Here is a 22,529-nt window from a genome sequence, read left to right on the forward strand (position 1 = left end):
GTTGGTGGTGAGTGTGATCAGGATCGGCGCCATCGCGCGAGGCCCTCGCCTCGGTACGAACGGTCCGAAAAATCGACCACCGCCATATGCGGGAACGGCATATAAAATCACCGACGCGAGCGGAGCAAGGCATCCTCGCACAATTGCGCGTGTGTGGCGTGATCGAGAAAGATCTTCTACCACTGCACGGAAATTACGAGCATCCTGCTGCGGCGCAGCATCAAACCGCTTGCGCCAACGGTGTCGCCGCGACCGCTTCGCCGGTGGTCAGATCGCGGTAATGGGCGATCGGTTGCGGCCTGCCGATCAGATAGCCCTGCACCTCGTCGCAGCCGGCCTGAGCCAGGAAGGCGAGCTGTTTCTCGGTCTCGACGCCCTCGGCGATCACCGGCAGTTTCAGCGTCCGTGCCAGGCTGAGGATCGCTTCGACGATCGCGGCCGATTCCGGATTGGTTTCGAGCTTCCGGGTGAAGGCCTGATCGATCTTGATCTTGTCGAACGGAAACGACTGCAGATACGACAGCGACGAATAGCCGGCGCCGAAATCGTCCATCGCGACGCGCACGCCGAGATTCTTGATCCTGCGCAGGATCGCGATTGCACCGGCGAAATCATCAATCAGCACGCCTTCGGTGATTTCGATCTCGAGCCGCGATGGCTCGAGTCCCGTCTCCAGCAAAATCTGCAGGATCAGCGCCGGCACATCGAAGCGGCGGAAGTCGAGCGGCGAGAAGTTGACGGCGATCGCCAGCGGCTTGGCCCATGACGCGGCCTCGGCGCAGACGCTGCGCAGCACCCATTCGTCGATCGGGCCGATCTGGCCGGTCTCTTCCGCGAGCGGCACGAACAGCGCAGGCGACACCATGCCGCGCACCGGATGGCGCCAGCGCAGCAGCGCTTCGAAGCCGACGATCTCGCCGGATGTGCAGGCCTGCGGCTGGTAGTGGATTTCGAACTGGCGCTGCTCCAGCGCCACCGCGAGCTCGCGCTGCAGCGCGCGCTTTTCACGGATCTGCAGATCCATCGCCGGCTCGAACAGGCACACCGTGCCGCGTTGCTCGGTCTTGGCGCGATACAGCGCAACGTCCGCATGGGCGATCAGCGTGTCCGCGTCATCGCCGTCGCGCGGATAGACGCTGACTCCCGCGGTCGCACCGACGCGGATGTGATGGCCATCGACTTCGAACTCGGTGTCGCACAGCTCGGCAAGCTGCCGGCAGACGTCCTGGATCGAGTCGTCCGCGGCATCAGGCGGAGTGACGATCGAAAACTCGTCGCCGCCCGGCCGTGCCAGGAAGCCCCAATGGCAGGTGTCTGCGAGACGATGCGCCATCTCGGCCAGCACCGCGTCTCCGACCGCCTGGCCGAACACGTCGTTGATCTCTTTGAAGCGATCGATGCCGAGCCGGATCACCGCAAAGCTGCCGTCGAAGCGGCGCGCCTGCTCAACGCTCTGGACGATGCGGTCGTTGAACGCGGCGCGGTTCGGCAGACCGGTGGCAACGTCGTGCAACGCCAGATAAGCGAAGCGCTGCTCGGCCTGTTTGTGGTCGGTGACATCGCTGTGCTTGGCGATCCAGCCGCCGTTCGGCAGGCGCCTCAGAGCGATCCGGATATGCCGGCCGTCTCGCAGTTCGGCGACCAGGCTGGCCGGTCCACCCGAGGCGATCGCAGCACTCAGTTCGATCAGTTGCCGCTGATCGCTGACGAAGTTACCGGAATTCCGCATCACCGCCAGCGTGCGACGCAGGCAGTAACCGGCGATCTCGCGGCCCGGCGGGATCGCATAGATGTCGAGGAAGGCTTCGTTCCAAAGCTTCAGCCGCCCCTCAGCGTCGAACAGACAGAACCCGCGCGCCGCATCGTTGAGGATCGCGTCCAGCACCATGTCACGTTCGGCCAAGGTCAGTCGGGTGCGGCGACCTGCGATCGAACTTAGCCAAACCGCCAGGCTCGCAAAGCCGGTGGTCGCGATCACAGAGCCGATCATCAGCGCCAGCGCGATGGTCGGTGCAAGCGGCGCATCCGAGGCCGCGAGCAGCGCCAGCGCTGCAACAGACGCGACTGAACTGATCGAGGCAAAGCCGGTCGCGATGATCCAGTACCGGCGTCCCTTGCCCTCGCTGATCCGGACGCTGCGCAGCCCGCCATAAGCCGCCACGACGCCAAGTGCGCACAGCACGGCGGCCAGAGCGATCATTCCCCAACTGTGGGCGTCGGACGCGGAAGGAAGTTCAGCCATCTGCGATTTGAACCTGCTTTCGCTTCGCACTCTGGCATCGTGGTTTTGCCTAATGCTTAAAGCGATCGCCAAATTGACCGCAGCCGTCGCGGCGGAACGCCGCGCGACATCCGTTACTCATCATCGCTGGAATATTGCTACGTGTAGATAGCAGCCGACAACAACGAGAAGTCGTACGCGCCATCGTTCGCGCGCGGATAGCTTAGGGGCTCGGATACGGCTCTGAGGGCAGTTCCTGCTGCTTGCGGCGTAGCCGCTCGCGCTGTGCGGTGTAGATGCCGCTGCCGATGATCACCGCGGCGCCGACAAAGGTCCAGACGTCGGGCACCTCGCCGAACACGCCAAAGCCGAGAAACGCGACCCAGACAAGCTGGCTGTAGGTGAACGGCGCCAGCACCGAGGCGTCGGCATAGCGATAGGCCAGCACCACCACCCACTGCCCCATGGTCGAGGCGAGTCCGACCAGCAGGCCGATGCCGATGTCCTGCCAGGTCGGCGTCACCCAGACGAACGGCACCACCGCGCTGAGGGTGATGAAGCCGACCAACGCCGAGAACGACATCGTGACCACGGCGCGATCGGCGCCGCTGATCATCCGCGTCAAGGTAAGCGTCAGCGCCCAGCCGAATGCCGACAGGATCGGCAGCAGCACCGCAGGATCGAACGCGGCCGAGCCGGGCCGGATTACGATCAGCACGCCAACGAGGCCGACCAGCGTCGCGATCCAGCGCCGGATGCCGACGTGCTCGGCGAGCAGCGGGATCGACAGCGCGGTGACGAACAGCGGCGCCACGAACGACGTCGCCGAGGCTTCCGCGATCGGCAGGAACTGCAGGCTGGTGATGAACAGCACCGAGGATGACACCAGCGCCAGCGCCCGCAGCACCTGCAGCTTCGGCCGCACCGAGCGCAGCGGCGATTCCTTGGAGGCGAGCGCCACCGGGATCATGATCAGCAGGAACACCAGAAACCGAATCCAGCCGATCTCGATCGGCGGCAGCGTGCGGCCGAGATACTTCGCCAGCGTGTCCGAGCAGGCGAGAAACACCGTCGAGCCGACGATCAGCGCGATGCCGCGCAGCGGATGGTCGGCGTGGCGGTGGGTGAGCCGGCGCACGGCGTCGTTGCTTGGCGAGGTGACGGTCAAGGCTCGATAACGCTTTGGAGATGGCAGGAAGGCGGGACCCGTCCGCGGGCGAAGGTCCCTATCAACTAATAATCCGACAAAACGATGTTCGGCGCGCCGGCACAAGTGCCGAAATCGGGACTCGGTCATGCGACAGGTCCGGAAAAGCGCTTGCGTGGCGGGCTTGTGTCGCGCTGCGCGCACTTTTTCGCTTACAGCATCGGCAGGCTGGCGGGCTCCGGGCCGAGCGGGCAGGCCTGATTGATCGCGTCGATCTCCTCGTCGCTGAGCTTGAGCGCGAGGGCCGCCGCATTGTCCGCCGCGTGGGCCGGATTGCTGGCCTTCGGGATCGCAAACACCGACGGCCGCCGGGTCAGAAACGCCAGCGCCACTTGCCGCGGCGTCGCGCCATGGGCGTCGGCGATGCTCTGCAGCAGCCGGCCCGCCGCGCTACGCGGCGCCGGAAATTCGTCGTGACCGAACGGCGAATAGGCCGTCACCGCGACGCCATGAGCTTCGCACCACGGAATAACGGTGTGCTCGATCGCCCGTTCGAGCAGATGATACAGCACCTGATTGCAGGCGATCTTGCCCTCCCCGGCGATCCGCTGCAGTTCGCGCAGGTCGCCAGCGTCGAAATTGCTGACGCCCCAGGACAGGATCTTGCCGGCGGCGACCAGCTCCTCGAACGCGGCCACCGTCTCGCTGAGCTGATAATGCCCACGCCAATGCAGCAGATAGCAGTCGAGCCGATCAGTGCGGAGCCGCGCCAGCGAACGCTCGCAGGCCGCGACGGTGCCGCGGCGGGAGGCGTTGCTCGGTAACACTTTCGAAACCAAAAACACCTCGTCGCGCCGGCCGGCAATCGCTTCGGCGACCAAAGGCTCGGCGTCGCCATACATCTCGGCAGTGTCGATGTGCGTCAGGCCGAGATCGAGGCCGCGCCGCAGCGCGGCGAGCGCCGACGCGCGGTCACCCTGGTCGATATACCAGGTGCCCTGCCCGATCGGCGCAAGCTTCGGCCCCATCCGGCCGAATCTGCGCATGTCCCCAGTCACCATCCACTCCCATCACGATCACGCCGTGCTGGCCATCATCGGCCGCGGCGCGGCACCTTGGCCCGGCTTCAGCCGGAACTCGTAGGTCATCAAATGCCACGGCCCCGAGGCTTCGCGACCGTCGGGCATCACCGCATCGTTGCGCAATTCAACGTTCGAAATCAGCTCGTCCTTGACCCCGAAGACGACGTCGGACTCCAGATATTTATCACCTTCGATGAAGACATGGGTGACCAGCGGCTCGAAGCCAGGGGCGCTGACCAGAAAATGCACATGGGCCGGCCGCATCGGGTGCCGGCGGGCCGCCAGGATCAGGTCACCGACCGGACCATCGATCGGAATCGGATAGCTGCACGGCAGGATGGTGCGGAACGCCACCCGGCCGTCCACATCGGTCGCGAACCGCGCCCGCAGCGACGCGCCCTGCTCGGCATAGCCGGGCTTCTGGGAATCGTAGAAGCCGTCATCGTCCGCATGCCAGACATCGACCGCGGCATTGACAACCGGCGCGCCGTCGAGGTCGGTGACACGAGCCGTGACATACATCGGCTCACCATCGACGCCTTCGGCAATGTCGGCGCCATGCGGCATCGGCTTGTGCTCGCCGACATAGAACGGGCCGAGCACCGTCGTCTGCGTCGCGCCGGCGCGGTCGCGGTGATTGACGGCATCGACCAGCATCGAGACCCCGAGCACGTCCGACAGCAGGATGAATTCCTGCCGGCTCGGCGTGCATTTCTGCCCCGTCCGGGTGAGGAAATCGATTGCCTTCTCCCATTCCTCGAAGGTCAGGCCGGTGCGGCGGACATAGTCGTGCAGCGAGCGCACCAGCTCGCGCATCAACAGCTTCATGCGCGGATCGGGGGTTTCGTCGAAGCTCTTGACGACCGCCTCGGTGAGGTCGGTCTCGTCGAATTGAGGCATGTCCCGCTCAATGGTCGTTGGAGAGGCGGCGACGGTACACCATGCTTCCGGCTGTGGTAAGCGCCGCCACGGCAGGCGGGCATGCATGGAAGCACAGACGTCGGCGCATCGCGCGCGGCATGGCGCCGATAGAACGCGTCACGGTTTTCCGATATCAAGGGCGCCCGAGCGAACCATCTCAGAATCCGGGACCGTCAACCGGACGATCCACGATCTTCAGGAGTGAAGCGATGCCGAGCCAAGCCGCAGTAGCCCAATCCTCGACGCCGACCATCGGATCGGCCGCCAGCGCCGGCATGTCCGAGGCCGCACTGCGCCGGATCGACGATCATCTGCGGCGACTGTATCTCGATTCCGGCAAGCTGCCCGGCACCCAGACACTCGTGTATCGTCGCGGCCAGATCGTGTACCAGTCCTCGCTCGGCTTCGCCGACGTCGAACGCAAGGTCGCGGTGCGCGACGACACCATCTTCCGCATCTATTCGATGACCAAGCCGATCACCTCGGTGGCATTGATGATGCTGTTCGAGGAAGGCCGGGTGCAGCTCGACGATCCGGTGGTCAAGTACATTCCGCAATGGGCCAATCTCGGCGTGTTCCAGGCCGGCATCGCGCCGTATTTCCTGACCAAACCGCCGGCGCGGCCGATGCAGGTGGTGGACCTGCTGCGCCACACCTCCGGCCTGACCTATGGCTTCCAGAATCGCACCAATATCGACGCCGCCTATCGCGACAAAGGCATCGGCGCCTTCGAGAAGGCCGGCACGCTGGATTCCTGGATCGCCGATCTGGCGCAGATCCCGCTGGAGTTCTCGCCGGGCGACGCCTGGAACTACTCGGTGTCGACCGACATCGTCGGCTACATCGTGCAGAAGATCAGCGGCATGCCGTTCGAGCAGTTCGTCAAGCAGCGCATCCTCGATCCGCTCGGCATGACCGACACCGACTTCTACGTGCCGGCCGCCAAAGCGCAGCGCCTCGCCGCCTGCTACACCGCCGACGGCAAGGGCGGCATGACGCTGTCGGACGATCCGGCAACCTCGAGCTTCCTCGCGCCGCCAGCGCTAATCTCCGGCGGCGGCGGGCTGGTGTCGACCACCGCAGACTATCTCACCTTTTGCCGGGCGCTGCTCAACGGCGGCGAACTGGGTGGCGTCCGGCTGATCGGGCCGAAAACGCTGAGGCTGATGACCAGCAATCATTTGCCCGGCAACCGCGACCTCACCCAGATGTCGCTGTCGATATTCTCCGAAGCGACCAATGCCGGCTTCGGCCTCGGCTTCGCCGTCAACATGAATCCGGCGCTGACGCTGCTGCCGGGCTCGGCCGGCGAATTCTATTGGGGCGGCGCCGCCTCGACGGCGTTCTGGATCGATCCGGCCGAAGAGCTGATCACCATCTTCATGACCCAGCTCATCCCCTCCAGCGCCTACCCGATCCGCCGCGAGCTGCGCACCCTGGTGTACAGCGCGATCACCGAGAGCAATCTTTAAGATCGCAGCCTGGTCCTTCGTCATTGAGAGAAGCGAAGCGACGAAGCAATCCCGCTCTGCTCGAAACTGGATTGCTTCGCTCGGAATGACCGAGCTAATCGCGCACATGCACGACGGCGATGTCGTCGGCGTAGAGCCGGCGCCAGCCCGGCCGTTCGTCCATCTGCCGAACGGCAGGCGCGCTTGGCGGCAGCATCGTCGCATCGATGTCGTTGCCGGTCAGCATGCGGTCGAGCGCGACGGGATCGCGCCCAGCGGTAGCGCGGATCATATCCATCACCCGCGCCTCGCCGTACAGCTCGGCACGGCCGTCGATGAACACCGCCACGTGGCGCGAGATCAGATAGCCGCCGAAGATGTAAGCGTTGAAGATCCTCTTGGCGCCGTATGCCTGCACGGCGGCCAGTGCCCGCTCCGGCACCTGGGGTTCGTCGAAGCGATAATGCAGCCGCGGCGCCGCAGCGATCGTGGCCGCGATGATTGCGATCACGGCGACGACGCCGGCCCAGGCCGGCGGAGCGAGATCAGGCTTCGCCTCGGCCGACTTGCGCCCAAGCCCGAGCTGCAGCGCCCACGGCCGCGCCGCGATCATCGGGACCAGGAGCGCGTAGTGTTCGATGCTGCGGACGTGAGCGAGCGCCATATGCACCAGCCCGAGTACCAACAGCAGCCGCGGCCAAGGCAACGTCAGCCCGCGCGCCAAAGCGATGCCGAGCAGCGCCAGTAGGCTGGCTTCAAAGGTGCCGAACTTGGCAAAATCCGACGATGCCCACTCGCCGAGCGTCGACAGCACTTCGCCGAGGCTGAGGATCCTGGTGGCCGCCAGCAGCGTGCCCCAGCCGTAAGGCGTGGCGCAACAGGCGGCAACGGCAGCAACGCCGAACGCGGCCCAGCGCAGCGCCAGCGCCCCTCGCCGCTGCGGCTCGGCCTGGCGCAGCGCCTCCACTCCCAACGGGCCGATCAGCATCAGTCCGAACACGAAGCCGCCGTGCAGATTGGCCCATAGCGCGATCACCAGCAGCAGCGCCCAGGGCGGCGCAACTTTCCGGTCGGCGGCATCGATCAGGCCGATGAACCAGGCCACCATGACGGGCAGCGTCAGCATGTGCGGCCGTGCCAGCACGTGCGGCATGATCAGCACCATCACGGCGAGCGCCAGCGTCGCCGTCACCAGCGCGGAGGCGTAGCGTTCAAGGTAAGCGGTGAACATCGCCAGCGCCGCCGCGACCGCGAGTGCGGTGACGATCACCGGCCCGGCCCAGCCAGCCTGCATCGCCAGCGCGAAGATCACCTGCGCCAGCCACGAGCTCGACTGCCAGGGCTCGCCGGCCTTGCTGAACGAGAAGCTGTCGACCGTCGGCACCGTGCCGTGCGCCAAAATCCAGCGGCCGGTTTCGATCTGCCAGTAGCTGTCGGAATCCTGCAGCAGGCTGTCGCCGAACAGCAGCAGGAAGACGAGCACGCCGGTGCCGACCAGCAGCGGCAGCACGAAGCTGCGCGCGCCGGCGGTCTCGGTCAAATGGATCGCCGGAACGGTCAAGGAGCGGCTCTTTCCGATCGGAAGCAACGTTCCGGAAATCGAACCACAACCGCCGATAATATCCGGTAAAGCTACAGGCCCCGGCGTTCAGATCTTGTTAACCCTCAGATCTTGCGGTCGCGGCCCTGCCAGAAGGGATCGCGCACCGCGCGGCGCAGCAGCTTGCCGACCGGGCTCTTCGGTACCTCGTCGATGAACCGCACCTGCTTCGGCACCTTGTAGCTCGCCACTCGCTCGCGCGCGAAAGCGATCAGCTCGGCCTCCTCGGCGCTGGCGCCGGCGCGCAGTGCCACGAAGGCCGCGACGCTCTCGCCCCATTTGTCGTCGGGCAACCCGACCACCACCACCTCGCGCACCGCCGGATGCGCCGCAAGCGCGTCCTCGACCTCGCGCGGATAGACGTTGTAGCCGCCCGACACGATCATGTCGGAGGTGCGGTCGACCAGATAAAGATAGCCGTCCTCGTCGAAGCGGCCGACGTCGCGGGTGCGCAGCCAACCATCGGGCAGGAACATCTGCGCGTTCAGCTCGGGCGCATTGTAATAGCCCTTCATCGCAAACGGCGTCCGCAACGCGATCTCACCGGCCTCGCCCGGCGCGACCTCCTCGCCGGCTTCATCGACCAGTTTGACCTCGCAATCGATCGACGGCCGGCCGCAGGAGGCGAGCCGCTGCTCCGCTTTTGGCCCGACATGATCCTGCTGGGTCAGATGGGTGATGAAGATCGGCGCTTCAGACTGGCCGTAATACTGCGCGAACCGCGGGCCCCACAGCTTCAGCGCCCGCTGCATCACCGGCCGCGGCATCGGCGAGGCGCCGTAGATGATGCGTTTGACGCTCGAAAAGTCTGCCTGCTCGATGCCCGGGTGATCGAGCAGCATGCCGATCATGGTCGGCACCAGATTGAGCGCGGCCGGCTTCCAACGCTCGACCGCGTCGAGGTAGCTTGCCGGCGTGAAGCCGGGCAGCACCGCGGCGACGCCGCCGCGCAGCCAATACGGCACAATGAAACAGCCCGAGGCGTGGATCATCGAGGCGGCGTGCAGCATCACGTCGCCCTCGCCGACCTCCATATTGATCAGCACATTGGTGGCCATCGCGGCCCAGCTCGCCTGGGTGTGCTCCACCGCCTTGAGCTTGCCGGTCGTGCCCGAGGTGAAGATGGTGATGACGATGTCGTCCGGCTCACAGCGCCGCGCCGGCGGCGCATCGGACTGCGCCTTGGCGAGCTGCAGCAGATCGTCCGCATCCACGCTGCCGATGCTGATCAGCTTCAGGCCATGCATTGCCTGCGCCAGTTCGCGGGCGCGGTCAGTCAGGTCGGTGCCATGGATCAGGATGTCGACGCCGGCACCTTCCAGCATCTGCTGCTGTTCGACGAGCGACAGACGGGAATTCAGCGGCACCCGCGACAGCCGCGATTTGACGAAGCCGAAATCGATCGGCAGCGTGTAGATCGAATTGTTCAGCAGCATCCCGACCCGGTTGCCGACATCGAGCTTGAAGGTGTCGATGAAGACGTTGGCGATGCGGTTCGACAGCAGATCGACCTCGGTGAAGGTCATGCGCTGATCGCCGAACATCACCGCCGTCTTCGGCCCGTGATATACCGCGCCGCGCCGGATCATCTCGGATGCCAGCATCGTCGTGCCTCCCTCGCTTAGCGCCCGCCGCTTTGCTGCGGCGTGGCTTCTATTCAATCATCCTATCCATTCGTCATTCCGGGGCGCGAGCGCAGCTCGCGAACCCGGAATCTATAACCCCTGCGCCCTCGTCTTCCGGCGAAGTAATCGACGCGCTGCTCACCAACTAACACGGGGAGTATGGATTCCGGGTTCGCCGCTGCGCGGCGCCCCGGAATGACGAAAGAAAGGCCTTTGTCGTATCAATCACTTCCCCGGCCACACCGGCTTGCGCTTCTCGGCGAACGCCTTCAGGCCTTCCTTGGCATCTTCGGTCATCGCCAGCAGCGCGATCTGGCTCTCCGTGTAGGCGATGCTCTCGTCGAACGACATCGAGGCGATCGCGCGCATTGCGTATTTGCCGCGGCGGATTGCGGTGGGGGACTTGTCGGTCAGACGCTTCGACAGCCACTCGACCTTGGCGTCGAGTTCGGCGGCCGGCACCACGTAGTTCAGCAATCCAGCCGCAAGCGCCGCCTGGGCATCGAACGGCTCGCCGGTCAGCGACCATTCGGCAATCAGGCGCCGCGGCGCGATGTCCTGCAATAGGCTCATGACCTGCATCGGGAACACGCCGACCTTCACCTCCGGAAGCCCAAACTGCACGTTGTCGGCAGCGACCGCCATGTCGGTCATGCACAGCAGGCCCATGCCGCCTGCCATGCAGGTGCCGTTGACGCGAGCGATCGATGGCTTGGTCGCGTTCTGCGCCAATCGCAACAGATCGGCGTAGTCGACATTCGGCTTGGAGAAATCGAACGAGAACGCCGCGCCGGTCGATTGCAGGTCGGCGCCGGCGCAGAACGCCTTGTCGCCGGCACCGGTGAGCACGATCACCCGCACCTCGGCGTCGTCGTGCGCCTGCTTCCAGCCACGGGTGATGCCCTCGACCACGCCGGCATTGATGGCGTTGCGCTTGTCGGGACGGTTGATGGTGATCCAAAGCGCCTGATCGCGCTTTTCGATGATCACGGCGTCATTGCTCATGGTCGTATGTCCTTAAGCCGTCATTGCGAGGAGCGAAGCGAAGAAACAATCCAGCTCCGAGCGCGGAGCCTCTGGATTGCTTCGCTTCGCTCGCAATGACGGGGCATGTTTAATGACGGGCATGTTCTGTGCTCACACTCACGTCGCCGCTTCGATCTCGGCGACGATGCGGCCGGCGGTGACCTGCTCGCCTTCAGCGACATCGATCGTGATGATGCCAGAGCCAGGCGCTGTGTGCACGTGCTCCATCTTCATCGCTTCCAACGTCAGCACCGGCTGGCCCGCCTCGACCCGGTCGCCGGCTTTGACCAGCACCGCGACGACGCGGCCGTTGAGCGCCGCGCGCAGCTTGCCGTCGCCGCCCCCACGCGCCGCACTTTGCGGCGCCGCGCGGGTCAGGTCGACGATGCTGTTCTGAACGCCGAGCCGCTGCACGAACAGCCGGTCGCCATCGCGGTGGAACACCGCAGACTCGCCGAGGCCCTTGGCCTGGAAGCGGATGCCGCCAGCGGACAGTTCCTCGATCACAAAGCTGATCGATTGCCCCTCCTGGCTGACGACGTAGCTGCCGTCGCGCTCACGCACCACCTCGCAAGCCTGCTCCGCACCGTCGAGCTCGAACTTGAGCCGGGTCGGAAACACCGCCGCAAGCGACCGGCCGGGCCGATGCGGCGGCGCGTAGCGATCGGTGACGTAGAGCAACAGCGCCGCGACCGCAGTGGCCGGCACTGCATCATCCGGCAGCACCCGCACCAGTTCGTCGCGATGCTGCGCGATGAATGCCGTGGTCGCCCCCCCGGCGGCGAACGCCTTGTGGCGCAGGCATGCGGCGAGGAAGCCGCGATTGGTGGTGACGCCGAAGGCGATGGTGCCGTCGATGCCGTGGATCAGCTTGCGCCGCGCTTCGTCGCGGCTGACGCCGACCGCGATCACCTTGGCGATCATCGAGTCGTAATACGGCGGGATCTCCGCACCCGATTGCAGCGCGTGCTCGACACGCAGTTCGCCCGGCATCTGCCACAGCGCCATCCGGCCCGACTGCGGCATGAAGTCGTGGTCGGCATCCTCCGAACACAGCCGCACTTCAATGGCGTGACCCTTGAAGGCCACGTCGTCCTGGCGCAACGGCAGCGGTTCGCCGGCGGCGATCCTGAGTTGCAGCTCGACCAAATCGAGCCCGGTGATCGCCTCGGTCACCGGATGCTCGACCTGCAGCCGGGTGTTCATCTCCATGAAGTAGAAGTTGCCTGCGGCATCGAGCAGAAACTCCAGCGTGCCGGCACCTTCGTAGCCGATCGCCTTGACGGCATTCACCGCCACGGTGCCCATCTGCTCGCGCAAGGCTTCCGACACGGCCGGCGACGGCGCCTCCTCGATCAGCTTCTGGTGGCGGCGCTGCACCGAGCAGTCGCGCTCGCCGAGATGGATCGCGCCGCCGTAGCGATCGCCGAACACCTGGATCTCGATGTGGCGCGGCTGCAGGATCGCGCGCTCCAGGATGACGGTCGGATCGCCGAACGCGCTTTGCGCTTCCGAGCGTGCGCTGCGCAGCGCGTCGGGCAGCGCCGCGGCGTCCGTCACCAGCCGCATGCCGCGGCCACCGCCGCCCGCCACCGCCTTGATCATGATCGGAAGACCGATCCGCTCAGCTTCGCGGATCATCGCAGCGTCGCTTTGATCCTCGCCCTGATAGCCCGGCACGCATGGCACACCGGCCTTCAGCATGATCTCCTTGGCACCGGCCTTGTTGCCCATCGCGGCAATCGATTCGGCCGACGGTCCGATGAACACCAGCCCGGCGTCGCGACACGCCGCGGCGAAGTCTTCATTTTCAGCGAGGAAGCCGTAGCCGGGATGTACCGCGTCGGCGCCTGCCGTCTTCGCTGCTTGGATGATCGCCGGAATGTTGAGATACGATTGCGACGGCTGCGCACCGCCGATCGCCACTGCTTCATCCGCGGCGCGGACATGGGCGGCGTCGGCATCGGCGTCGGAATACACCGCGACCACGCCATAGCCGAGCCGGCGCGCGCTGCGCATCACGCGCAGCGCGATCTCGCCGCGGTTGGCGATCAGGATCTTGGAGAAAGGCGTCAGCTTCAACATACGAGTCACACTCATGGCCGGGACACCGCGAACTGCATGCGCTGCGGCTCGCGCGCTTCGCTCTCGCGGCAGATCCCCAGCACTTCGGCAAGCACCGCGCGGGTGTCGCGCGGATCGATCACGCCGTCATCGAGCATCCGGGCCGAGGTCGCGAACACGTCCATCTGGCCGTTGAACACCGCGGTGATGCCGGCCTTCATCTGATCGAGCTTGTCGCGATCGACCGGTACGCCCTTCCGCGCCGCGCCGGCTTCGGCGACGATCGCCATGGTCTCGGCGGCCTGCTCGCCGCCCATTACGGCGGTCTTGGCGTTCGGCCACGAGAAGCAGAACCGCGGATGGAAGCCGCGGCCGCACATGCCGTAATTGCCGGCGCCGAACGAGGCGCCGCAATAGATCGTGATCTGCGGCACGGTGGCCGAGGTCACCGCCTGGATCATCTTGGAGCCGTGCTTGATCATGCCGGCTTCTTCATAGGCGCGGCCGACGATGTAGCCGGTGGTGTTGTTGAGATACAGGATCGGTGTCTTCGACTGGCAGCAGGCCTGGATGAAGTGCGTCGCCTTGTTGGCACCGGCCGGATCGAGCGGGCCGTTATTGGTGATGATGCCGATCGCCATGCCGGCAATCCGCGCCTGGCCGACCACCGTCGCGGGCCCGTAATTCGGCGACATTTCGGTGAAGTCGGAGTTGTCGACAATCCGCGCGATCACCTGGCGCATATCGACCGGGCGCTTGTGATCCATCGGCATGATGCCGAGCAGTTCCTCGGGATCATACAGCGGCGGGTGATAGGTCGCAGGATCCGGCACTGGTCCGGAGCGATCCCACGGCAGCCCGGCCATGATGTCGCGCGCAATCCGCAGCGCGTCGCGATCGTCTTCAGCGAGGTAATCGCCGAGACCGGAGATCGAGGTGTGCATCTCGGCGCCGCCGAGTTCTTCCTCGGTGGCGATCTCTCCGGTCGCAGCCTTGAGCAGCGGCGGGCCTGCGAGAAACGCTCGGGTCCGGCCACGGACCATCACGATGTAGTCGGACAGGCCAGTCTGATACGCACCGCCCGCCGTGGACGAGCCGTGCGTCACCGTCACCACCGGCAGCCCGGCGGCGGACATTCGCGCCAGATTACGGAAGATGTTGCCGCCGCGGACGAAGTCTTCGACGCGGTAGCGCAGCAGATTGGCCCCGGCGCTTTCGACCAGCTGCACGAACGGCAGCTTGTTCTCCAGCGCCAGCTCCTGGATCCGCAGCGTCTTGTCGAGGCCGAACGGCTGCAGCGCGCCGGCATCGATGCCGGAATCGTTGGCGCTGATCATGCAACGGATGCCGGCCACATAGCCGATGCCGCCGATCACGCCGCCGCCCGGCACGCTCTTGTCGGCGTTGGCGGTGTCGAACATGTAGCCGGCGAGCGTCGACAATTCGAGGAACGGCGTACCGGGATCGAGCACCAGCGCGACGCGCTCGCGTGGCAGCAATTGCCCGCGCTTGTGGAAGCGCTCGGCGGAGGCGGAGGACAGCGTCCGCGCCCTAGCCTCCAGCATCCGCATCCGCTCGATCAGCGCCAGCATGCCGTCGCGATTGGCCCTGAAGCCCTCACTCCCCGGCGCTACGGTGGATTCGATGATTGCCATTCAATCCGTCCTTGTTATTCCGAACGCCGCGAAACGCAGGCCTCTCCGGAATCTCTCCGCTCTCTTTCGTCATTCCGGGGCGCGACCGCAGGTCGCGAACTCGGAATATCGACGTGCCCTGAACGTCTGGATTCCGGGTTCACGCCGCTTTGCGGCGTGCCCCGGAATGACAGTGCTTGGGGTTCACCCCGTCTTCTCCATCATGAAGTAATCGGTGAACGCATTGCGCAACTCGACCTTGCGCAGCTTCCCTGTCGCGGTCATCGGCATTTCGTCGACGATGTGCAGCAGCTTCGGCACCTGGAAGCCGCCGAGATGCTTCTTGCAGTGCTCGATGATCTCGGCCTCGGTCGCAGCCGCACCGGGCTTGAGCTTGACGAAACCCGACACCGCCTCGCCCCACTGCGGATGCGGCAGGCCGACCACCGCCGCGTTCATCACCGCAGGATGCGCCAACAGCGTCTCCTCGATCTTGATCGACGCAACGTTCTCGCCGCCGGACTTGATCATGTCCTTCTTGCGGTCGAGGAACAGCACCTCGCCGTGCTCGTCGATCAGTGCCAAGTCGCCGGTGTGATGCCAGCCGAACTTGCGCGCCGCTTCGGTGGCATCCGGGTCCTTGTAGTAGCCGAGCATCACGTTGGGACCACGATGCACGATCTCGCCGACCTCGCCGACGCCTAGCAGATTGCCGGAATCGTCCATGATCGCGGTTTCATTGACGATCGTGGATTCGCCCCAGTAATTACCAAATCGTGCGAGCTGGCGGTCCGGCTGCGACATCGTCGTCGCCGGATACATCTCGGTCTGCCCCGAGGGCTGGACGAAAGTCGGGCACAGCTCGGCGATCGCGCGCTCGAGCAGCGGCCGCGGCATCGGCGCCATGGTGTAGATGCAGCAGCGCAGGCTGGAGAGATCGAACTCCTTGCGCCGCGGATGATCGAGGATCACCTGGTACATCAGCGGCAGGCCGATGAACACGGTGAGCTTGTCACGCTGGATCGCCTCCATGCAGGCGACCGGATCGAAGCCGCGCATGATCGCCATCTTGCCGCCGACGATCAAATAGCTCAGCAGCAGCACGTGGGCGGCGCAGTGGAACAGCGGAAACTGCCCGGTGATGCCGTCCTTGCGCGACAGCTGCATCTCGATCGCGTTGCTCATCACCGCCATGGTGACCGCGAGATGGCAGTGCATCGCGCCCTTCGGCCGCGAGGTGGTGCCCGAGGTGTAGATGATCATCGCAAGATCGCGATCATCGAACGCAACGTCCGGCTCAATCTGGGACTGGCCCTCGATCAGCTGGTCGAACACTGGCAGCCCGGTGTCGGCGGCCTTGCCGGCCAGGTTGATCGCGATCAGGTCGATGCCGCGCGCTTCCAGGGCGGCGCGGCGCTCCGGCTGGCCGCGCAGATTGTCGTCGATCACCGCGACCTTCACACCGGCGTGGTCGAGGATGTAGCCCATGTCGTCGGGGCCGAGCATGGTGTTGATCGGTACCCATACGAGGCCGGCGCGGTGAATGCCGAACAGCGCTTTGACGAACTCGATCGAGTTGTTGCACACCGTGGAGATCTTGGCGCCCGGCTTTAGCCCGCGCGCCACCAGCGCGTTGGCAAAGCGGTTGGCGTCGCGTTCGAGCTCGGTGTAGGTAACGCTGCGGCCACCGTCGGTCAGTGCGACGCGGTCCGGAAACCGCCGCGCCGATTTACGCAAGATGTCGCCGATCGCCACGCGGCCGATCCGCCCCGGTCCCGGCACGCCGCCGGTCGCTTCAAGACTGGTCATGGTTCACTCCCTCGAGGTGAGGCAGCTCTTCCGGCTGCTTGGTCTTAAGGTCCATCTCGTCATTGCGAGGAGCGAAGCGACGAAGCAATCCAGGCTTGTTGCGTGACCTTCTGGATTGCTTAGCTTCGCTCGCAATGACGGCAGTGTTGTTAGTGCAGCACGCCGAATATCTTGCGCGCCTCCTCAGGCGAGGCAATCTCGCGCCCGGCGCGGCGGGCGCAGCCGGCGATCTCATCGATCAGCTGGCCGTTCGAAGTCACCTTCTCGCCGTTGGCCAGATAGAACGTGTCCTCGAGCCCGGTGCGCAGATGGCCGCCGAGATCGGCGCAGGCCTGATGCAGCGGCCAGATTTCGGCGCGGCCGATTGCGGTGACCTGCCAGTGCGCTTCGGGCCGCTTCAGCTTGAGCAGGATCGGCAGCAGTTCAGGATCCGCCGGCATGCCGGAGGCGACGCCCATCACGAAGTTGTATTCGAGCGGGCCGGAATACATCCCGGTCTGCACATACATGCCGACGCAGCGCACGATGCCGACGTCGAAGCACTCGAATTCCGGGATGGTGCCGGCGTCCTTCATGGCATCGAGAAAGTCCTGCACCTTCTCGACCGCGTTATCGAACATCATCGGCGGCCAGGCCCAGCTGTTGTCGGCCTTGACCTTGAGATAGTTGAGCGAACCGGCGTTGCAGGCGGCGATCTCCGGCTTGGTCTCGCGGATGCAGGCGAGCGGGCCCTGGTAGTTCGGGCCCGAGGTGCCGGAGGTGTGGTTGATGATGATGCCCGGGCAGGCTTCGCGGATCGCCTGCTGGATCTCGCGCGAGACGTTGACGTCCCAGCTCGGCAGATGCCCCTTGTCGGGCCGCTGATCGCGCAGATGGATGTGAACGATCGCGGCGCCGGCGTCGTAAGCCGCCTTGGCCTCGCGGGCCATCTGTTCCGGCGTCACCGGCACATGGTGCTGCTTCGGATCTGTCAGCACGCCGTTCAGCGAGCAGGTGATCACCGCCTTGTCGCTCATTCGTTTCCAGCCCTTTCAGGTTGCTGTAGCGCCGCATGCGATTGCGACGCGAACCATGTTGGGCAGAATGATGCTGAGCGCGCGTCGGCGTATCTTGCGCCGACGCGCTGAGTGCGGTGATCAGGTGCGGCCGTGCCGCAGTTCGGCGACGCGCATGCTCTGCGGATCGCTGCGCCAGATCGCCAGATCGCGCGAGCCGGAAAAGATCGCGCGCGGCTGCAAACCGTAGAACCGCCGGATCGAATGGCTGAAGTGCGTCGAGTCCGGATAGCCGATGTCCTGCGCCAGGTGCGCGAGGTTGATGTCGGAGTTGACGAAGTGCAGCAGATGCCGCGCCCTCTTCCAGGCGCGGAAGGCGCGGAACGACACCCCGGTCTCGTCCTTGAACAGATGCAGGAAGCGCGACTGCGACAGGTTGGCGGCGCTGGCGCAATCCTCGGCCGTGACCGTGTCGGTGCCGACGTCGTTGAGGCGGGCGATCGCGCGAGCAACGCGGCGATCGATCGCACGGGCAGCCAGCGGCTCGCCGAAGAACAGATTGTCGAATTCGGTGGTGGTGAAGCCATCGCGGCGGCCGACCGCAACTAGCGCCCCATAGGCCTGCCGGATCCGGCTCGCCAGTGCCATCGCGCCCGCTCCGCCGATCCGCACGCCGAGTGCCGCCATCGGCCCCGGCAGCACCGTTTCGGGCTCGATGATCAGGCTGATGATGCAGCGCGAATCCGATTCGACATTATGCGGCAGATAAGGCGGCACGAACGCCACCGCGCCGACCTGTTCGGGCCGGCCTTCAATCGTCACCCGCAAGGTGCCCTGTATTGAGACATAGATCGCGTAACCGCCGCTGGTGCGGCGTCGCGGGCGGCCCAGCAGGCCGGCATAAAACACCCGTTCCGGGCTGATCAGCATCAGATGCCCGGATTCCGGACAGGCGTCGTTCGTCATCGTTCCTCCCGGGGCGGGTTGTCGCCCGTTGCCGCATGGTTCTGCGGGTGCCCTCTTCGCGGAGCACCCAGACAATACAGCAACCCGGGACGTTGTCACCGGGCGAGATGACGCGGAGTTCCAGCTCCGGCGGGCAAACTGCGCCGGAGCTTAAGTGAATGATTTCAGGCCCGTTTCGGCACCTGCTGGACCTCGCCGGCGCGGGTTTCGGCCTCCAGCGCCCGCTGATAGCCGTCGCGCTGCTGCAACCGGGCCCAATAGGCGGTGACGTTTGGGCCGAAATCCTTGGCCAGGCCGAGATTGCTGGCGAGCCGCAGGGCATAGCCGTTGACCACGTCGGCGGCAGTAAACCGGCCGGCACAGAGATAGTCGCCCTGCCCCGCCGCGGCCTCGACCGCGCGCAGCCGGCCCAAGAACCATTTGGCGTAGTCCTCGACTACCTGCGGCTGACGCCGCTCGTTCGGCTCCAGCGTGCCGTAGCGCAGCACCAGCGTCTGCGGGAAGGTCAGCGTCGCGTCGGAGAAGAACATCCAGTTGAGGTATGCGCCGTAGGCCGGATCGTCGACACCAACCACCAGCGGCGTCGGGCCGTGGCGCGTGCCGAGATACTGACAGATGCCGGAGGACTCCGTCATCTTGGTGTCGCCGTCGATCATGAACGGGATGGTGCCGAGCGGATTGATCGCCAGATATTCCTTGGCGAACACCCGCGGCGGAAACGGCAGCATCTTCAGCTCGTATGCGAGCCCCATCTCCTCCAGCATCCACAACGGCCGAAACGACCGCGCGCCATGGCAGTGATACAGCGTGATCATGGTGTTCGCTCCCTTTGCAGCGTCATTGCGAAGAGCAAAGCGACGAAGCAATCCACTTCAGTGCACGAGACTGGATTGCTTCGCTTCGCTCGCAATGACGACGGTTTGATCTCGACCTAGTCTAGGCCTTCCCCGGCAGCGTGCCGTTCATCTTGCACAGAATGCCGAGCATCACCTCGTCGGCGCCGCCGCCGATCGCGGTCAGGCGGCTGTCGCGATATGAGCGGCTTACGAGGGTTTCGTTCATGAAGCCCATGCCGCCCCAGAACTGCAGGCAGGCGTCGGGAATCTCGCGGCCCAAACGGCCGGCCTTCAGCTTGGCCATCGTGGCAAGCTGGGTGACGTCTTCGCCGGCGACCAGCGCCTCGGCGGCGCGATACACCAGCGAGCGCAGCAGTTCCACCTCGGTCTGCAGCTCGGCGAGACGGAAGTGGATCACCTGGTTATCGAGCAGCGGCTTGCCGAACGCCTTGCGGCCGCGGGTGTATTCGATGGTGTTCTGGATCGTCTTCTCGTGCGCCTTGAGGCAAGCCGCCGCGCCCCACAGCCGCTCCTCCTGGAACTGCACCATCTGATAGGTGAAGCCCTTACCCTCCTCGCCGATCCGGTTGCGCTTCGGCACCCGCACCTCGTCGAAGTAAATCTGAGCGGTGTCGGACGAGCGCATGCCGAGCTTGTCGAGCTTGCGTGCGATCGTGACACCCTTGGTCTTCATCGGCACGCAGATCAGCGACTTATTGCGATGCACCGGACCCTCGCCGGTGTTGCACAGTAGGCAGATCCAATCGGCCTGGGTGCCGTTGGTGATCCACATCTTGCCGCCCGAGATCACGTAGTCATCACCGTCAGATTTCGCCGTGGTCTTGATCGAGGCGACGTCCGAGCCCGCACCCGGCTCCGACACGCCGATGCAGGCGACGTAGTCGCCGGCGATCGACGGGGCCAGAAACTCCTTGCGCAGCTCGTCGGAGCCGAACCGTGCCAGCGCCGGCGTCGCCATGTCGGTCTGCACGCCGATCGCCATCGGGACGCCGCCGCAATTGATTGCGCCGAGCTCCTCCGCCATCATCAGCGCGTAAGAGTAATCGAGCCCCTGCCCGCCATATTCGACCGGCTTGTTGAGCCCGAGGAAACCGAGATCGCCGAGCTTCTTGAACAACTCGTGCGCCGGGAAGATGCCGGCGTTCTCCCACTCGTCGACGTGGGGATTGATATCGCTCTGAATAAACTTCTGCAGAATGCGGCGCGGTTCGTCGTGATCTTGGCTGAACAGCATCTGGTTTCTTCCCTGGTCATTCCGGGGCGCACGCCGCAGGCGGACGAACCCGGAATCTCGCTCGTTATTTTCGTTTATCGTTGTCACCTCGGGATTCCGGGTTCGCGCTGCGCGCGCCCCGGAATGACGATGTGAGGCTAAAGCCCCATCTGCCGGCTGGCGAGGTCCTTCATGATTTCCTCGGTGCCGCCGCCGATGGCGTTGACTTTGACGTCGCGATAGATCCGCTCGACCTTGACGCCGCGCATGTAGCCGGCGCCGCCGAAGATCTGCACCGCTTCCGAGGCGCAGAACGCCATCGTCTGCGTCGCCTGGTTCTTCAGCATGCAGATTTCGGCGATCGGGCTCTCGCCCTGATCGACCCTCCAGGCGAGCAGTTCGAGCATCGCCTGCGAGGCGGCGATTTTCTGCGCCATGTCGACGAGCTTGTGGCGGATCACCTGATGCTTCACCAGCGGCTTGCCGAAGGTGACGCGCTGCTTGGCGTATTCTGTCGCCTCGTCGAGACACACCCGCGAGGCGGCGATGCAGCCCGCCGCCATCGTCAGCCGCTCGCTATTGAAGTTCATCATGATGATCATGAAGCCGGCGCCCTCGGTACCGAGCAGATTGGCGGCCGGCACGCGGCAATTGTCGAAGTGCAGCGTCGCGGTGTCGGACGCCCACCACCCCATCTTCTTTAGCGGCGTCCGCGTCAGCCCGGGCGTATCGCCGGGGATCAGCAGCAGGCTGACTCCGCCCGGCCCGTCGCCGCCGGTGCGCACTGCGGTGGTGATGTAGTCGGCGCGCATGCCGGAGGTGATGAAGGTCTTCTCACCATTGACGACGTAGTGATCGCCGTCCCGAACCGCGCGGGTGCGCAGGTTGGCGACGTCGGAGCCGCCGGACGGTTCGGTGATCGCGAGCGCCGAGATCTTCTTGCCGGAGAGAATCTCCGGCAGCACCCGCGCCTTCAATTCAGGAGAACCTGCGCGTGCGATCGGCGGCGCGCCGATCGAATGGCTGTTGAGGCTGGCGCTGACGCCGCCGGCCGCCGCCCGCGCCAACTCCTGGGTGGCGACGATCCACATGAACTGATCGCACGGCGTGCCGCCGTATTCTTCCGGAAAGCCGAGGCCGAGCAGCCCGATCGCCGCGGCCTTCTCGTACAGTTCGCGGGGGAAACCACCGGCCTCGTCCCATTCGGTGGCGAACGGTTCGATTTCATTCTGGACGAAACGCCGGATCACGTCGCGAAACGCGATGTGGTCGGCATTGTAGAATGGTGAGTTGGTCAATCCTCGCACCCGCGGTCAGCCCATGCTGACGGCGAGGATGCCGGGAAAGCCCGGAACCGCCTTGCGTCGAGGCGCTGACCGCTGCGCGCGGTGAACGGCGGATCAGTGGTGGTGCTTCTGCTGCGCGATATAGGCCGCCAGATCCTTGGTCTCGTCGCGGCTCAGCGCCATGTTGGACATCTTCGGATGCGGCTCGAGCAGGAAGAACGCCAGCTTCTCTTCGTTGAAGTTGGCCTGCGAGGCAATCGCCGCGAACGACGGCGCCATGTCGGTGCCTTTGCGCTGCTGGTCGGAGACGACGTGGCAGCTGGTGCACCAGCGCTTGGCCAGTGTCTCACCATTTTCGGCATCGGCCGCAAGCGCGCGTCCGGCGCCGGCGATCAGCAGCAACGACAGGCCCAAAGTGACAGCGCGCATCGGCAATCCCTTGTGTTCTGCCAGGCGGCGGCGCGCCGAGGCAAATCAGAAAGTTCCGCTGTTTACTTCAAGCGGCGGTGGGGCGATAGATGGCCGATCGACGGGTATCCTGAGAGTTCCCGCATCGCCCGTCATTGCGGCAGTTTCCCTTGGTCCCGAAAGGTGCATAATCCAGCGCTCATGGCCCTGCTTCGGACCTCCCC

17 protein-coding genes are annotated in these 22,529 nt (G+C 65.2%); 1 reads left to right on the forward strand and 16 read right to left on the reverse strand.

Annotated features, from left to right (window positions below; all coding sequences use genetic code 11):
• Positions 1-220 precede the first annotated feature (220 nt).
• The 4 genes from DY467_RS11745 to DY467_RS11760 form a co-directional block, all read right to left on the reverse strand.
• Positions 221-2,200, reverse strand: coding sequence for a putative bifunctional diguanylate cyclase/phosphodiesterase (locus DY467_RS11745; protein WP_246701526.1), 1,980 nt, complete (start codon positions 2,198-2,200; stop codon positions 221-223).
• Between the two features lie 244 nt (positions 2,201-2,444).
• Positions 2,445-3,389 carry a DMT family transporter gene (locus DY467_RS11750; protein ID WP_107344117.1) on the reverse strand — a complete coding sequence of 315 codons (945 nt, stop codon included), beginning with the start codon at positions 3,387-3,389 and terminating at the stop codon, positions 2,445-2,447.
• 191 nt (positions 3,390-3,580) lie between these two features.
• Positions 3,581-4,414 carry an aldo/keto reductase gene (locus DY467_RS11755; RefSeq protein ID WP_205502292.1) on the reverse strand — a complete coding sequence of 278 codons (834 nt, stop codon included), beginning with the start codon at positions 4,412-4,414 and terminating at the stop codon, positions 3,581-3,583.
• Between the two features lie 30 nt (positions 4,415-4,444).
• Positions 4,445-5,350, reverse strand: a complete 906-nt coding sequence (locus DY467_RS11760) for an intradiol ring-cleavage dioxygenase (RefSeq protein WP_164636194.1) — start codon at positions 5,348-5,350, stop codon at positions 4,445-4,447.
• 230 nt (positions 5,351-5,580) lie between these two features.
• On the opposite strand from DY467_RS11760, the gene DY467_RS11765 reads away from it, so the two are divergent.
• Entirely contained in the window at positions 5,581-6,843 is a 1,263-nt protein-coding gene (locus DY467_RS11765) for a serine hydrolase domain-containing protein (RefSeq protein ID WP_164636195.1), read from the forward strand.
• A gap of 94 nt (positions 6,844-6,937) precedes the next feature.
• Here the strand turns inward: DY467_RS11765 and DY467_RS11770 are convergent, their stop codons facing one another.
• The 12 genes from DY467_RS11770 to DY467_RS11825 form a co-directional block, all read right to left on the reverse strand.
• Complete coding sequence (locus DY467_RS11770) at positions 6,938-8,383, reverse strand: hypothetical protein (protein ID WP_164636197.1); 1,446 nt, start codon at positions 8,381-8,383, stop codon at positions 6,938-6,940.
• A 104-nt stretch (positions 8,384-8,487) separates the two neighbouring features.
• Entirely contained in the window at positions 8,488-10,026 is a 1,539-nt protein-coding gene (locus DY467_RS11775; protein WP_164636199.1) for an AMP-binding protein, read from the reverse strand.
• Positions 10,027-10,272: 246 nt separating this feature from the next.
• Positions 10,273-11,052 (reverse strand): enoyl-CoA hydratase/isomerase family protein, encoded by a 780-nt coding sequence (locus DY467_RS11780; protein WP_164636201.1) that lies wholly within the window; start codon positions 11,050-11,052, stop codon positions 10,273-10,275.
• A gap of 138 nt (positions 11,053-11,190) precedes the next feature.
• Entirely contained in the window at positions 11,191-13,173 is a 1,983-nt protein-coding gene (locus tag DY467_RS11785; RefSeq protein WP_283811793.1) for an acetyl-CoA carboxylase biotin carboxylase subunit, read from the reverse strand.
• Complete coding sequence (locus DY467_RS11790; protein ID WP_164636203.1) at positions 13,170-14,792, reverse strand: acyl-CoA carboxylase subunit beta; 1,623 nt, start codon at positions 14,790-14,792, stop codon at positions 13,170-13,172. The genes DY467_RS11785 and DY467_RS11790 overlap by 4 nt, the downstream gene beginning before the upstream one ends.
• Positions 14,793-14,975: 183 nt before the next feature.
• Entirely contained in the window at positions 14,976-16,580 is a 1,605-nt protein-coding gene (locus tag DY467_RS11795; protein ID WP_164636205.1) for an AMP-binding protein, read from the reverse strand.
• Positions 16,581-16,729: 149 nt separating this feature from the next.
• Positions 16,730-17,596 carry a beta-keto acid cleavage family enzyme gene (locus tag DY467_RS11800; RefSeq protein WP_164636207.1) on the reverse strand — a complete coding sequence of 289 codons (867 nt, stop codon included), beginning with the start codon at positions 17,594-17,596 and terminating at the stop codon, positions 16,730-16,732.
• 120 nt (positions 17,597-17,716) lie between these two features.
• Positions 17,717-18,541: a helix-turn-helix transcriptional regulator gene (locus DY467_RS11805; RefSeq protein ID WP_164636209.1), complete on the reverse strand. Its 825-nt coding sequence runs from the start codon at positions 18,539-18,541 to the stop codon at positions 17,717-17,719.
• Positions 18,542-18,705: 164 nt separating this feature from the next.
• On the reverse strand, positions 18,706-19,356 hold the full coding sequence (locus tag DY467_RS11810) for a glutathione S-transferase family protein (protein WP_164636211.1): 651 nt from the start codon (positions 19,354-19,356) through the stop codon (positions 18,706-18,708).
• 121 nt (positions 19,357-19,477) lie between these two features.
• Positions 19,478-20,632 carry an acyl-CoA dehydrogenase family protein gene (locus DY467_RS11815; protein ID WP_164636213.1) on the reverse strand — a complete coding sequence of 385 codons (1,155 nt, stop codon included), beginning with the start codon at positions 20,630-20,632 and terminating at the stop codon, positions 19,478-19,480.
• A 137-nt stretch (positions 20,633-20,769) separates the two neighbouring features.
• Complete coding sequence (locus DY467_RS11820; RefSeq protein ID WP_164636215.1) at positions 20,770-21,909, reverse strand: acyl-CoA dehydrogenase family protein; 1,140 nt, start codon at positions 21,907-21,909, stop codon at positions 20,770-20,772.
• A 102-nt stretch (positions 21,910-22,011) separates the two neighbouring features.
• Positions 22,012-22,326 (reverse strand): c-type cytochrome, encoded by a 315-nt coding sequence (locus DY467_RS11825; RefSeq protein WP_107344103.1) that lies wholly within the window; start codon positions 22,324-22,326, stop codon positions 22,012-22,014.
• Positions 22,327-22,529: the final 203 nt, after the last annotated feature.

Origin of the sequence: Rhodopseudomonas sp. BR0G17, from assembly GCF_010907025.1 — a bacterium.
GTDB classification, from domain to species: domain Bacteria; phylum Pseudomonadota; class Alphaproteobacteria; order Rhizobiales; family Xanthobacteraceae; genus Rhodopseudomonas; species Rhodopseudomonas palustris_H.